Annotated in this window: 12 protein-coding genes and 1 other annotated feature; of the genes, 3 read left to right on the top strand and 9 right to left on the bottom strand. The window is 35.3% G+C overall.

Annotated features, from left to right (window positions below; all coding sequences use genetic code 11):
* Positions 1-47 precede the first annotated feature (47 nt).
* From ACSBPO_RS11690 to ACSBPO_RS11660, 7 genes are all read right to left on the bottom strand, one after another.
* Positions 48-1547 carry a nitrate/nitrite transporter gene (locus tag ACSBPO_RS11690; RefSeq protein WP_442600221.1) on the bottom strand — a complete coding sequence of 500 codons (1500 nt, stop codon included), beginning with the start codon at positions 1545-1547 and terminating at the stop codon, positions 48-50.
* 160 nt (positions 1548-1707) lie between these two features.
* Positions 1708-2706 (bottom strand): tryptophan--tRNA ligase, encoded by a 999-nt coding sequence (locus ACSBPO_RS11685; protein WP_442600220.1) that lies wholly within the window; start codon positions 2704-2706, stop codon positions 1708-1710.
* Positions 2707-2752: 46 nt separating this feature from the next.
* Positions 2753-3013, bottom strand: a binding site (T-box leader).
* Between the two features lie 67 nt (positions 3014-3080).
* Positions 3081-4826 carry a methyl-accepting chemotaxis protein gene (locus tag ACSBPO_RS11680; protein ID WP_442600219.1) on the bottom strand — a complete coding sequence of 582 codons (1746 nt, stop codon included), beginning with the start codon at positions 4824-4826 and terminating at the stop codon, positions 3081-3083.
* A 389-nt stretch (positions 4827-5215) separates the two neighbouring features.
* On the bottom strand, positions 5216-6214 hold the full coding sequence (locus ACSBPO_RS11675; RefSeq protein ID WP_442600218.1) for a C-terminal binding protein: 999 nt from the start codon (positions 6212-6214) through the stop codon (positions 5216-5218).
* Between the two features lie 22 nt (positions 6215-6236).
* The gene (locus tag ACSBPO_RS11670) at positions 6237-7202 is read right to left on the bottom strand and encodes a sugar kinase (RefSeq protein WP_442600217.1); all 966 of its coding nucleotides are present in this window, start codon (positions 7200-7202) and stop codon (positions 6237-6239) included.
* A gap of 21 nt (positions 7203-7223) precedes the next feature.
* Positions 7224-7907: a ribose-5-phosphate isomerase RpiA gene (rpiA, locus tag ACSBPO_RS11665; protein WP_442600216.1), complete on the bottom strand. Its 684-nt coding sequence runs from the start codon at positions 7905-7907 to the stop codon at positions 7224-7226.
* A gap of 142 nt (positions 7908-8049) precedes the next feature.
* Positions 8050-9045, bottom strand: a complete 996-nt coding sequence (locus ACSBPO_RS11660) for a LacI family DNA-binding transcriptional regulator (RefSeq protein ID WP_442600215.1) — start codon at positions 9043-9045, stop codon at positions 8050-8052.
* A 329-nt stretch (positions 9046-9374) separates the two neighbouring features.
* Here ACSBPO_RS11660 and ACSBPO_RS11655 point away from each other — a divergent pair, with 329 nt between their 5' ends.
* Positions 9375-10121 carry a YqcI/YcgG family protein gene (locus ACSBPO_RS11655; protein WP_442600214.1) on the top strand — a complete coding sequence of 249 codons (747 nt, stop codon included), beginning with the start codon at positions 9375-9377 and terminating at the stop codon, positions 10119-10121.
* A 223-nt stretch (positions 10122-10344) separates the two neighbouring features.
* A complete protein-coding gene (locus ACSBPO_RS11650; protein ID WP_442600213.1) occupies positions 10345-10530 on the top strand; it encodes a Spo0E family sporulation regulatory protein-aspartic acid phosphatase in 186 nt (61 codons plus the stop codon).
* A gap of 39 nt (positions 10531-10569) precedes the next feature.
* On the opposite strand, the gene ACSBPO_RS11645 is transcribed toward ACSBPO_RS11650, so the two are convergent.
* A complete protein-coding gene (locus ACSBPO_RS11645) occupies positions 10570-11298 on the bottom strand; it encodes a hypothetical protein (RefSeq protein ID WP_442600212.1) in 729 nt (242 codons plus the stop codon).
* Positions 11299-11499: 201 nt separating this feature from the next.
* On the opposite strand from ACSBPO_RS11645, the gene ACSBPO_RS11640 reads away from it, so the two are divergent.
* Complete coding sequence (locus ACSBPO_RS11640; protein ID WP_442600211.1) at positions 11500-12963, top strand: multicopper oxidase family protein; 1464 nt, start codon at positions 11500-11502, stop codon at positions 12961-12963.
* Between the two features lie 335 nt (positions 12964-13298).
* Here the strand turns inward: ACSBPO_RS11640 and ACSBPO_RS11635 are convergent, their stop codons facing one another.
* The gene (locus tag ACSBPO_RS11635) at positions 13299-13820 is read right to left on the bottom strand and encodes a GrpB family protein (protein WP_442600210.1); all 522 of its coding nucleotides are present in this window, start codon (positions 13818-13820) and stop codon (positions 13299-13301) included.
* Positions 13821-13825: the final 5 nt, after the last annotated feature.

The raw sequence follows: 13825 nt of genomic DNA, 5'->3' as shown, positions 1-13825 counted from the left end.
CTGTCAGTATTGTTTTTCAAAATAGAAAAAAGCTGAGGTTTCTTCCCTCAGCTTTTTTGCTCTGTCATATCACTAAATAATCCAAGATAATATTTGGTTTCTCCTGCATCGTTTTTCACTTCACTGATGGTGAGCCACTCTAAATAAATGTCTCCATTTTTACGTTTATTCCATATTTCACCTTGCCAGTATCCATCTTGCTGGAGGGAATCCCACATTCGTTGATAAAAGGTTTGATCATGTTTGCCAGATTGGAGAATATTAGGCTTTTTACCGATAACCTCTTCAGCGGGGTAACCTGTTACCTTTGTAAAGGCATAGTTTACTTTTTCGATGGTACCGGCTACATTTGTAACCATCATACTTTGTCCGACATTCTCCATGATTTTCGTTTCTAATCCTATTTTTTCTAGATGATACATCCAGACGATAATCACAAAGCTTGCCAAGGCAAACATCGCCAGCGACATAAATCCAATCGCGTAATGCCCGGTAATTTTAAACACGATGGATAGAACGATAGGTGGAAAAAATCCCCCTAATCCCCCCATTGCCGAAACAATCCCGTTCACAATACCGGCTTGTTTGGAAAAATAATACGGTACAAGTTTGAATATCGTTCCATTCCCAATACCAGCACATAAAGCGATGGTGAGACAGCCGACGGTGTATAAGGTAATATTCGGTGAAAAGGACAATATTACACCTGAGAAGGTCAAAATATTAAACACGAACCCTAATATAACGAAGGGATTGAAGCGGTCCCCTAACCATCCTCCAATAGGTCGCATGATTGTGGCAATGGTTATGAACCCAGCTGTCCGCAATCCAGCATCGACCGAAGTTAACCCAAAGTTCGAAACAAGGAAATTTGGTAAATAAACGGTAAACGCAACAAAGGAACCAAACGTAACAAAATAAAATAAGCTTAAAAACCAAAGCTTCTCATTTTTATATACACTTTTAATTTGTCCCGAAAGCGGCTTATTGACCTTAGCTTCCTTTCTGTCACCAAAGAGAAAATTTAATAAAGCAAACAAAATAATTGGGATAAGAAATAAGCGAACGGTATTAGACCAGCCCAACTGGTTGGCTAAAACAGGAGCGGAAAAAGCAGTAATAGCGGTACCAATATTCCCCGCACCATATATCCCATTTACAAATCCGTGCTTTTCTTTTGGGTAATATTTAGGCAATGAAGTAACCCCAATCGAGAAAACAGCCCCACCCATCCCCAACACTAATCCGCCAATGATTAAATCCGTCATGGAGTTAGCTAAGCTGATATAAAAAACGGGAAATAGTATTATGATGAAGCTGATGACAAACATGATTCGGGCTCCAAAACGGTTTGCCCAATATCCTAAAAGGATTCGCATCAGAGAGCCTAAAATGACTGGGACAGCTGTCACTAAGGCTACCTCATTATCTGTAAGGGGAATATCCTTTTTTATGTATGGCATTAAAGATGAAATAAGCACCCAAACCATAAAGCCAACAACAAGGCTTAGCGTTTGAAGAGGGAGTTGTATTTTTCCTGAATGCATTGGTAATCTTCTCCTTTCAAAAAAAATCGTTTCTCTTCATTCCTCTTATTGTACGAAAGAATAAAGAAATAAAACCTTATTTTTATAATTTTTACCTATTTAAACAAAAAAAGGATGACATCATTCTATCATCCTTTTTAAAAATAAAATGTAACATTTCTTACATATTATTTAATCCTATTTTCTTACGAATCTCTTTCATAAACGGTACACTTTTCTTTCTTGCTTTTTCGGCACCAGCCATTAAAATTTCATTTAATTGATTTGGTGCAGCCATTAACTCGTTATATTTTTCACGAGGACCTTCCAAAAAGGCATTCATAACGCTAAACAATTCCTTCTTTGCATCTCCCCAGCCAATTCCATTAGCGTATTCCTCCCTCATCCGTTGCACCTGATCTGGTGTAGCAAATTCATTATAAAGAGAGAATATAATGGAATCATTCGGATCCTTTGGTTCGTTTGGCGGTGTCGAATCCGTTTTAATTTTCTTAATGAGCTTATACAGGGAGTCCTCATTTTCAAATAATGGAATCGTGTTATTATAGCTTTTACTCATTTTTCTGCCATCTAATCCTGGCAGAACTGCTGTCTCCTCTTCTACAATAAATTCCGGTAGGGTGAAGGTTTCTCCGTAATTTTTATTAAAATGCTCGGCAATATCCCGTGCGATTTCAACATGCTGAATTTGATCCTTTCCGACAGGGACAAGATTAGATTGAAACATTAAGATATCAGCTGCCATCAAAATAGGATACGTAAATATACCCATATTTACACCATCATCGGGTTCTTTATCGGCTAGTTTATTTTGGTCCACTAGAGCTTTATAGGCATGGGCACGATTCATAAGACCTTTTGGAGAAAAGCAAGCTAAGATCCAGGATAGCTCGAAGATTTCAGGGATATCAGATTGACGGTAAAAAATCACTTTTTCTGGGTCAAGTCCTAGTGCTAACCAAGAGGCTGCTACACCCATTGATAGCTCGCGAAGCTCGTTTGCATTTTGCGTTTTCGTTAAACCATGGTAATCCGCAACAAAGTAAACAGGTTGGTAGTCTGGATTGGTTGCCAGCTGAAGGGCAGGTTTGATCGCTCCGATATAGTTTCCTAAATGTATTTTTCCTGTCGGTTTAATTCCTGTTAAGACCGTTTTCATTTATAATCCTCCCTATTTTTTGGAACACAAAAAGGCTCCCCATCCTAAAAAGGACGGGAAGCCCGTGGTACCACCTTTATTCGTTTATCTTTTTTGATAAACGCACTCTAACCGCACGGAAAGTTCATTTCGATGCGTTGTCTCTTTTAACGGTAAGACCGATCCGCCCAACCTACTTGTACTTCGTACTTGTGTTCAGTCAGGAAGCTCAGAAGCCCATTCAACATAAGTCCCACACTGATTTTCACCAACCATCAGCTCTCTAAAGTGTTCCTTTATGCCTACTTTTCTTCGTCATTGCTCTACTTTATATTATTATGGTTATTTTAAAAGATAAAATAGTAAATTTCAATAGTTAGTTGGTGTTTTAAACGTTATCTAACCTTAAATTGAGTAACCTTTCCTTGCAGTTCATCAGCCATGGATGCCAAAGTATCAGTGGCAGCAGAAATTTCTTCAACTGAAGCAGTTGTTTCTTCTGTAGCTGCTGCTACTTCTGTTGCATAATTTGCAGACTGTTTAATATAATTTTCCAGTTCTTCTACTTGCTGCACCATTGTAGAGGCTTTAAGTTTTGTTTCTTCGATTGATTGTGAGACAGTAAATGTCTTGGAAGAAACTTGGTCAATCGTAGTGATAATTTCCTTAAACTTTTCTCCTGCTTCGTGAGCTAGAAGGATTCCATTACTTACTACCTCATTTTCACGTTGCATTACATCTTTGGCATTTTTTGATGAGTTTTGAATTTCGTTAATTAATTGACTAATTTTTGTTGCGCTTTCACCTGATTGTTCTGCTAATTTGCGTACCTCGTCTGCAACGACCGCAAACCCTTTACCATGTTCACCTGCTCTTGCAGCTTCAATGGCAGCATTTAAAGCGAGTAAGTTTGTTTGATTAGAGATTGATGTTATCATGGAAATAATTTCACTAATTTCATTTGATTTATTTGCTAATAGAGTAATGACGTCATCCATTTGTTTAGAATGATCACCAATAATGTCCATTTGTCCAATAACAGCTTCTATGGCTGTGTTACCCTCATTTGATTTTTTGTTTGCAATGTTCGTACTCTCACTTACCCAGTGTATTGTATGGTTGATTTGTTCCAACTGGTTATAAAAAGTTCTAAACAATCCAGATAAAATATCCATTCTTTCCATTTGTTTTTCGTTTCCAGCAGCAACTTCTTGTATGGAATTAGCTACATCCTCTGTTACCTTACTTGTTTCATCTGTAATGGCATTTAATTGAGCTGAAGAGGAAGCAACATGTTCAATCGTCTTAGTAACATCTTCAATGAAGATCTTAAACTTATTTGTTAATGTATTTACATCCTTACATAATTGCCCGATTTCGTCATTTGATTTAATAGGTAAATCTTCTAAAGCTAAATTACCATTTGATATTTCATTTAAGTGATTACCAATTAAAGTAATAGGGGCTGTAAATCGTTTGCTAAATAATAGAATAAGTACAATTCCAATGACTAAGGAAATAAAGATGATGATAGATACAAAATAGAGTAATTGATGACTATTAATTCGATACTCATCCATATATTGAGCAGATGAGACTAACCAACCCCATGTTGGTTCCTTTTCAGTATAGGCTATTTTCGTTTTAGTCACATCGGGTTTATCTGGAAGTGGAAACTCAAAATAGGAATAGCCTCCTCCATTCATAGCTTTAGAGATCATATCTTGGCCCCATAGAGTACCATCCTCTGTTTTTGCTTCCCAAATATTCTTACCTTCTGCGGCAGGATGAGCGAGAATATCTCCCTTTTCATTAAGGATAACCACATATCCATAATCGCCAATAGCAATTTCCTTGTTAATTGGTCGTTTACCCTCGGCATTTTTTTCTCCGAGCACGGATACTTTTACTCTTTCTTGAGCTTCTTCTAAACTAATAGAACCTTCTTTAACTAGTTTATCCATGGATTCTATCATTTGGATAACCATTTTTGTTTGTAACTTTAATCGTTCAGCAGCAATTTCATCTAAACTGTTTTGCGACTTATAAAAACTACCAACTCCGATAATGGAGCTTGGAACTAATAATAATACTAACGAGAAAATTATTAGTTTACTTTTAATACTTTTTAAAACTTTCATCCATATTCCCCTTTTTATAGTAAAATATTACTATTTTTTGAAAAACTAGTAGTATTTTCCCATATAGAAAAAGGATTGTTAAGCGTTAATTTTCGACAAATCCAACCATATTTCTTTAAAATTCCTCTTTTTTATATATTAATATAGAATATCCAGTCTATTAAAATAATAGAGTTGATTAACGCCTCTATCTTTTTACAATTATTTCAAAATTCATATGATAAGAGAAACTATTTCAAAATAAATAGCTCCAATAAATATTCTTTATCTTTAGTCTTTTCTGTTAATTGAAATATGTCCATTTTGGATAAAAAGAGATTAAAAGTATGGAGAATAAAAAAATCTTCATCTGTGCATCAGATGAAGATTTTTTTGTTTTCATTTGTAGATTATAGGGCTTTATTTTGTAGTATTAACTTTTCTTTTACATCTTTGTTTACAAGGTACGTTGGATAATATCCTGACAATACATCAGCTACGTTTTCAGCAGTCTTACGTTTTAATTCTAATTCTGCTTCTACTGAATAGAAGGCTGAATGTGGGTTAAGGATGACATTGTCCATTTTCAAAAGTGGATTATTAGGGTCAATAGGTTCTACTTCTAATACGTCTAATCCAGCTCCAGTAATTTTTCCTTCTTGAAGAGCTTCAATTAATGCTTGCTCATCAATAACTGGTCCACGAGCGGTATTAATGATGAATGCTTCTTTTTTCATCTTATTGAATTGATCATGGCTAATAATTTTTTCTGTGTGTTTGTTTAATGGCAAATGAACAGAAATGTAATCGGATTTTTCACAAAGCTCATCTAAGCTAACTAGTTTAACATTTAAATTTTCAGCCACTTCTTTTGGAACGAATGGATCATAAGCAATGACATTTAGTCCAAACGCTTGTGCTTTTTTAGTTACACTTTGAGGAATGTTACCAAATCCTACTAAACCAAGAGTACGTCCTCTTAAACGGAAAATAGGTACAGATACTTTGAAATCCCATGTTCCACTTTTTACAGCATTATTCATTAAGGTTACTTTACGAACACTTGATAAAAGTAGGGCCATTGCATGGTCAGACACTTCATCTAAGCAATAGTCAGTTACATTCCCAACCGCAATTCCCTTTTCAGTTGCCGCTTCGATATCAATGGTGTTAAAGCCTACTCCATAACGAGAGATCACTTTACAGTTATCTAGTTGTTCAATTACTTTTCTGCCAATAGGTGCATATTGGTTGATAAGTGCGTCTGCATCTTTACATGCTTCAATTACTTCATCCTCTGTTTTGCATTGGGCAAAAGTAAGTTCAATGCCAAGTTTGTTTAATACTTCATTTTCAGGTACAAAAGAATCGTATTCGTAATCTGTTACTACTACTTTAAATTTGCTCATTTTATATTCTCCATTCTATTGGTTATCTGATTACATCTTTAGCTTCATTAGTTGGCTTCATAAATTGTTCCACAGCTTCAAAGGTTGGCAGGCCTTCATAATCGCCTCTCATTCCAACGACGATGGCACCGATAGCATTCGCTCGTTTGACAATTAGTGGCCATGGGTCTTTTCGTAAAATTCCACTGATAATGCCGGCTGCAAACCCATCTCCTGCGCCTACTGGATCAACAACCTGCTGTACAGGAAATCCTTCAATATAGGCTTGTTCATTTTTAGTGTGCAAGTAAGCGCCTTTGCTGCCAAGCTTGATGATGATGGTTTTGTCCTGATCCCCCATTAAAGCTGCTGCTACTTCCTCCGGTTTGGTGAACCCAGTCATCAATTCACCTTCGTCCAGTCCTGGTAAAATCACATCCGCATGGGAAGCGATTTCAGTTAAGACCTGTTTTGCTTTTTCTTTTGACCAAAGTTTTAATCGTACATTGGGATCAAACACAATTAACATCTGATGTTTTTTAGCAATCTCGATGGCTTTCATAACAGCGTTATAACTGGATTCGCTTAAGGCAGGTGTAATTCCAGTAAGATGTAAAATTTTCGCTTGAGAAATATACTTCTCATTTAAATCCTCTGGTTCTATTAAACTTGCAGCAGAGCCTTTTCGATAATAATAAACATTCATATGATCTGCTGATAATTGTTCTTTAAAAATCAATCCAGTGGGTGCTTGGTCTGTAAAAAGACAAGTGGACGTTTCAACGCCTTCGCCACGAACCGTTTTAAGTATACACCTTCCAAAAGGATCATTCCCCAGCTTACTAAACCAACCAACTTTGTGACCAAGCCGCGTTAAGCCAATGGCCACGTTGGTTTCTGCTCCACCCATTCCCTTAGGAAATTGGTTGATATATTCCAAAGGCATCATTTGTTCTGGCTGGAACAAAACCATCGTTTCTCCAAAAGTAAAAACATCTAATTTATTCATATTATCAACCTGTTTTCTATATCAATTTTTGGTTAATATTTTGACACCGTTATCTTCACCCACGATGACGATGTCTGTCATATTTATAAATAATCCTGTCTCTACTACTCCAAGCAATTGTTTGATTTGGTGATGAAGAGTTACAGGATCCGAAATAGAGGTAAAATCACAATCCAAAATATAATTCCCATTATTGGAAACAAAGACTTCATTATCTCTGATTCTTAATTTTGGTTGGCAGCCAAGCTGTTCTAATTTACGAGCCGTATTTTGCCAGCCAAACTGCACGACCTCCACTGGTAAAGGAAAAGCTCCAAGTTTATCCACTAGTTTGCTATCATCTACGACAATTATTAGTTGGTCTGCAGCGTCGTTAACTAGCTTTTCTCTTAGTAAGGAACCGCCGCCTCCTTTTGTAAGGTTAAAATTGGGATCCACTTCATCAGCACCGTCAATGGCTAAATCTAAGCGGCTAACTTCGGAAAAATAGACTAATGGAACGCCAAATTCCTTTGCCCATCCCTCTGTCCTCACTGATGAAGGGACGCCTCTTACATTTAGTCCTTGTTTCACCAATTCACCTAATTTTTTCATCATCCAGTAGACAGTTGATCCAGAACCTAAACCGATCGTCATACCATCTTTTATATACTCAGTCGCTTTTTCGCCAACTACTTTTTTCTTTTCGTCGATCTTATTTAACATGGGTATCACCTCAAGTTCTTCATACAGCGTATGAAATACATTTTTGCTATTTTGAAGCTGCTATTTGTTCTTCATAAGGCCTATGAAATACATTTTTTCCATTATCAAAGTTCTGTTTGTTTTTCATATCATCAAATTAAAATTAGGTACTTTTTCTTTTAACTAATTCAACAGGTAATACCATAATGGACTGTTTGGGTCTTTCTTTTTTCTCAATAATATTTAGGAGAATTTCAGAAGCTTTTTCACCTAACCCTACTTTATCCTGATGAATGGTTGTTAATTCTGGAAAACTATATTTTCCAAAGGTGATATTGTCAAAACCGACGACCTTAATATCCTCTGGTATCCTTTTTCCATGCTCTCTTAAAGCTTGCATTGCTCCAAAGGCAAGCATATCGCTACAGGCAAATATGCCATCGAAATGTATTTGATTGCGAATAAGGTTTTGAACACATTCGTCTGCTTTTGAAACGTTAAAAGGGATTGGCTGTATCAATTCAAGATTTAGCGATAGGCCCCTCTTTTTTAATGCGTCACAATATCCCCTATATCGTTCATTCATCGGTACAATATCCCGTTCATCACGAATAATGATAATGCTTTTACAGCCTTTATTAAGGAGTTCTTCCGTTGCAATGAATCCTCCTTGATAGTTATCCGATTCAATGACGGTTATCTCCTGGCTCATTTCTTCTCGGCGGTTTACGCAGACAATGGGTAAGCGCTTTTTTAATGCTTCCTGGGGAACGCTCATTTTTCCTGATATGTAAATGAGCCCATCTACCCCACGTGATTCTAAATCTCTGATTAAAAGTTTTTCTTTTTCTGGATCTTCATCCGTATTGTAAATATAAATGGAGTAGCCTCTAGGTGCACAATATTTCTCAATGGCAAGGGCAATTAACGCATAATATTCGTTGGTAATATCAGGTACAATAATCCCAATCGTGTTTGTAAGGCTCGTACGTAAACTTTTGGCAACGACATTCATTTGATAATTAAATTTATCTAAGATTTCTAATACTCGTTGCTTCGTTTCGTCGGAATATCCGCCGCTATTATTTAACACTCTTGAAACCGTTGCAGTGGATACCCCTGCTAATTTAGCAATTTCCTTTATTGTGATAGTTGCCATCTAATTGAATTCACCCACTCTATATGAATACCCCTATTTTTTTAAAAAAATATAGCGTAATCGATTACGTACCTATACACATAATAATTAAAAATGAATACAACTTTCATATATTACTAAGATGTATTCTAAAATATATACGAATTTTAATTAACGTAATCGATTACGTAAATAATATAAATAATCATATAGTAAGTGCTTTCATTTTTCAATCTCTTTTTTAAAAAATTCTAACTCTGAATGGAAGGTTATCAGCCTATCTTGGAATTGGACATTCACCCATAGCAACTAAATTTGAATATATTGTAGGAGTCTATGGAGGTGATTTCATGAAAAAATTATATAGAGACGATCCCTCCCATCGTAACGAGCTGCAACAATGGGAAAAAGATGCATTAGAAAAATTTGAAGTGAAAATGAAAGATAAGTTAAGACCCTTCCCGTGTATACCTGCGACGATAGGATTTTCGACAAACCAACTAAGATATGGATTTGTTGGTGACCCTAGAAATTCTTCAACTTTAAAGGAAGTTGCTGAATTACTTAAAAAATATACCCACTCATCGAGAGAATTTGGCAACTATACCTCCCTAATCATTTTTTATGAAACTCCTAAAAATGTAAAAGAGACCCATACTGTCCAACAGTTTGAACAGTTATTTTGGGAACAATTAAGCGGTTTAGGTACTTTAGATGAGTTAGATTGGCCGCAGCATATCCCTGCCAATCCTCATAATCCAGTTTGGGAATTTTGTTTTCATGGAGAACCTTATTTTATGTACTGTGCTACCCCGTCCCATCAAAATAGACAAAGCCGACATTTTGATCATTTTATGCTCGCGATTACACCTAGGTGGGTCCTTCAAGAGTTTAATAAGTCTGAGTCATATGCTAAAAGTATTAAATCACAAGTTCGAAAAAGGTTAGAAAAATATGATTCTATTGAGATTCACCCTGATTTAAATAGCTATGGAAAAGAAGATAATTTTGAGTGGAAACAATACTTTTTACGCGACGATGATACCTCGTTGTTGAAATGTCCCTTTCATCAAATGCTCAAGGATCATATTGAATAACCAAAAAAGCGCAAAATCATCTGCGCTTTTTTGGACTTGGAGGGAGTGTTTAGAAACAATTATTTCACCTCCTTTTCCCATACAGTTTATGTATATCTGTGAACTTTGCATTATTTTGTCTTATATTCAAAAGTTTTGTCGAAGCTCTAGTAATCTTATCTTTTTTTGTTCATAATAAATTTCATGTTTAATATTTCTATAGGCGAAATTTTGAGGTTAATCGATGAATGCGACAATAAATGATAATGAATTATTAGAACAAATCGATTTATTACGAATGAAAATGATAGAAATAGGTATTGAAAAAGGGCTTAATAACATTGAAACCATTTCTATTAGTATGGAACTTGACCAACTACTTTTTACTTATCAATCACTAAGTCTAGTTAATAGAAATCTATCTGAATGACATTCTTTTGATGAAAGAAAATAAACTCACTTTTTTCGTTTAAAGTGAGTTTTTGTTATTGCTTATTTTTGACCATTCAAACTCAATGATTTCTTTCATTTCTTTGTTTCCGATAATTCCAGAATGGAAAGTGTTCGTATCTGCCCAGTAAAGTTGTCTAAAGGTTACGCCATTGTTTAGTTCTATCTCTAAAAAGACACGTTTCCCGTCTAACTTTCCCTTTTTAATTAAACTACCTACATCCTCTAATGTTAAAGAATACCAAGCATTTAAAAACTCTTCCTTCGAAGATTCTGAAAAGGTATGGATTCGACTTCCATCCTCTGTGCTTTCAAAATAGATATTTTTCACTAAATTTTTCATAGGGAATAATTCTCCCGCTGTTTTGGCCTTTTTGTTTTGGTCTGCTACATATACTTTGTCGTTAGCTAGAACTAAAAAGGACTTTGGATAACCTTTTAATGCATAAATGGGTGTTCCTTTTTCTAAGTATGCTGCATCGCCGTTCTTCATTTGGTGATTACTACAAGCGTTATCAGCCATTTTGTAGGTTACTTCCCCAAGTTTATCCCCTTTTTCGATTGTAAGAGGTATATTCTCTTTGTTTGGTTCAGGGAAATGATGCTCGTATTTAATATCATTGACCATAACCATATCGACCCATTCAATGATTCCATCTGGGCAACCGCGTATTGCATCAACTGGACTGCAAGAGGTTAATAAAACAATCAAAATAACAAGTGTTGAGATCACTTTTAAGAGTTTCATTGTCTCCCCCACTTCACTTTTCCATATTATAACATAATTGCCTTTATCTATTAATAATTCTTTGTGTCTATCAAGATTGATTGTTAAAATTTCAAAACTGCATAGAAAATGCATATTATTCTTATATAATACTAATTGGGGTATTTTTTAATACGTTTTTAAAAAATATTATTCGTTTTAATAGATTGTGAGGCATGGATTATGAAGAAAATTATTTTTGCAGCAATCATTATTATTCTTATTTTGGTACTAGGTGGATCGTTTTTCATGAAAAATATGAATATGGGAGGAAATATGCCAAGCTCAGGTATGAAGTACTCTGCTGAAGATAGTCAAAACAGCTTGGAATTTATTAGTGAAATCCCTTTACCTATCCCTCCACTACTGAAAGATGAAAATCCTGATCCAAATAAAGCAGAATTTACCCTTGTTGCTCAAAAAGGGAAAATGGAATTTTTAAAAGGAAAACAGACCCCTACTTACGGTTACAATGGTGATTTTTTAGGACCAGTCATTCGTGTTAAAAAGGGAGATGAGGTTTTAGTTAAGGTTAAAAATTCTTTGGACGAAGCTACCACTCTTCACTGGCATGGATTAGAGGTAGATGGTGATCAGGATGGCGGTCCTCATAATGGAATTCAACCGGGAACAATTTGGACCCCGGGTTTTAAAATCGAGCAGCCTGCTGCGACATTATGGTATCATCCCCACTTGTTTCATAAGACAGCTGAACACGTATATAAAGGTCTTGCAGGTTTGTTTTATATCGATGATGAAATATCGAATCGTTTAGATATCCCAAAAGATTACGGAGTTAACGATATACCTCTTGTCATTCAGGATAGAAAATTCAGTTCAAATGGAAAAATGGAATACGAACTCTCTATGCACGATGGCATGATGGGACTACAGGGAGATACCATTTTGGTAAATGGAGCCATTAATCCATACTTAGAGGTCCCTAAGGGAAAAGTAAGACTGCGTTTATTAAATGGTTCTAATGCAAGAATTTATCAATTTTATTTAACTAATAATCAAGAGTTTTTACAAATAGCTAGTGATGGTGGTCTTCTGGAAAATCCAGTTAAAATATCAAAGTTGATTTTAAGCCCTGGTGAAAGAGCAGAAATTATAGTAGACTTTTCAAGTTTACGCAATGGAGATACTTTGGATTTAACTGATCAGGGTTTCCCTTTTATGAAATTTAAAATAAATAAAAGTAAAGAGAATCAACAGTTTGTAATTCCAAACAAATTGACGGATATTCCGAAAATTGATCCATCTACTGCCGTAACTACAAGAAAATTTGTTCTCCAAGGAATGGGACCAAATGTAAATATTAATGGTAAGCAAATGGACATGGATAGAATAGATGAAACTCTTAAACTTCATGATACAGAAATTTGGGAAATAACCAATGAAAGTACTGGTATGATGGGAATGGCGCACCCATTTCATGCGCATGGAGTTCAATTTCAACTAATGGATAGGGATGGAAATCCTCCTCCAATGAATGAAACCGGTTGGAAGGATACGATTCTAATTTATCCCGGTGAAAAGGTAAGAGTGATTGCTACCTTTGATAAGAAGGGCATATTCATGTATCACTGCCATATACTTGAACATGAGGATGCCGGAATGATGGGACAATTTTTGGTGGAATAAATACTAAAAATGCTGCTTATTTGCAGCTTTTTTGAGGATTCAAATGTAATAACAATCTGGAATAACAAAAATGGATTGGATTAAATATTTCTTATATTGGTTAAAACAATCTTAGTAGGATATTATGAAAGATTGTGGTGATTTTATGTTAGAAATAACACAGAATAGATTTTGTGAACATTGTCAAAAAGAAACACTGCATCAAATTAGAGAAGATGCAACCGAAATTGAATACCGGTGCACAGTATGTAATTCAGAAGAAAATCAAATAAAGAGTTTCTTTTAACCTACCAATGTAAAAAGTCATTTAGCGTTTGCTAAATGACTTTAGTAATTTATACTAGGTTTTCTTTTAACGCTTTTTCAATAATCGCTTTAATAAAAGGTTCTTTTTTCTTTGTATAAGTGGGGCGATCGAATTGATATCGGGCAGCGAGTTTCCTTTTTAAAACAGAATACTCTCTAGCGGCTTGTGGATGTAATCTTAAGTAGTTACGAAATAATAGTTTATCTTTCCATTCAGTACTATTGAATTCACATAAATGTAAATGACAGGTCCCCTTCCCCCATTCTCCCTTCCTGAAAAATCTTCTATCCTTCAGTTCCGGTTTAGGAACATATTCATATTCAATCTCACTTAAAGGTATGATCAATTCCTGTAGAACATTTAAATCATCTACTCCAACCATAATATCTATGATTGGTTTTGCATCTAATTCTTTTATGGAGGTGCTACCTATATGTTTAATCTCTATTACTCTATGACCAATAACATTCATAATCCTTGCTTTTTCATTTTCAAATTGTAACTCCCAATTAGGATTATATGTTTCTAGATGAACCATTGGTTGTGTCATTCCTT

The sequence above is a fragment of the Neobacillus sp. D3-1R genome (genome assembly GCF_052180215.1).
GTDB lineage: Bacteria > Bacillota > Bacilli > Bacillales > Cytobacillaceae > Pseudoneobacillus.
The sequence above is the reverse complement of the archived record's forward strand: the minus strand, read 5'-3'. Positions and strand labels throughout refer to the sequence as shown.

Coding starts and splice junctions, on each gene's coding strand:
- ACSBPO_RS11690 (WP_442600221.1), bottom strand. CDS start 1,547: ATGCATTCAGGAAAAATACAACTCCCTCTTCAAACGCTAAGCCTTGTT.
- ACSBPO_RS11685 (WP_442600220.1), bottom strand. CDS start 2,706: ATGAAAACGGTCTTAACAGGAATTAAACCGACAGGAAAAATACATTTA.
- ACSBPO_RS11680 (WP_442600219.1), bottom strand. CDS start 4,826: ATGAAAGTTTTAAAAAGTATTAAAAGTAAACTAATAATTTTCTCGTTA.
- ACSBPO_RS11675 (WP_442600218.1), bottom strand. CDS start 6,214: ATGAGCAAATTTAAAGTAGTAGTAACAGATTACGAATACGATTCTTTT.
- ACSBPO_RS11670 (WP_442600217.1), bottom strand. CDS start 7,202: ATGAATAAATTAGATGTTTTTACTTTTGGAGAAACGATGGTTTTGTTC.
- rpiA (WP_442600216.1), bottom strand. CDS start 7,907: ATGTTAAATAAGATCGACGAAAAGAAAAAAGTAGTTGGCGAAAAAGCG.
- ACSBPO_RS11660 (WP_442600215.1), bottom strand. CDS start 9,045: ATGGCAACTATCACAATAAAGGAAATTGCTAAATTAGCAGGGGTATCC.
- ACSBPO_RS11655 (WP_442600214.1), top strand. CDS start 9,375: ATGAAAAAATTATATAGAGACGATCCCTCCCATCGTAACGAGCTGCAA.
- ACSBPO_RS11650 (WP_442600213.1), top strand. CDS start 10,345: ATGAATGCGACAATAAATGATAATGAATTATTAGAACAAATCGATTTA.
- ACSBPO_RS11645 (WP_442600212.1), bottom strand. CDS start 11,298: ATGAAACTCTTAAAAGTGATCTCAACACTTGTTATTTTGATTGTTTTA.
- ACSBPO_RS11640 (WP_442600211.1), top strand. CDS start 11,500: ATGAAGAAAATTATTTTTGCAGCAATCATTATTATTCTTATTTTGGTA.
- ACSBPO_RS11635 (WP_442600210.1), bottom strand. CDS start 13,820: ATGACACAACCAATGGTTCATCTAGAAACATATAATCCTAATTGGGAG.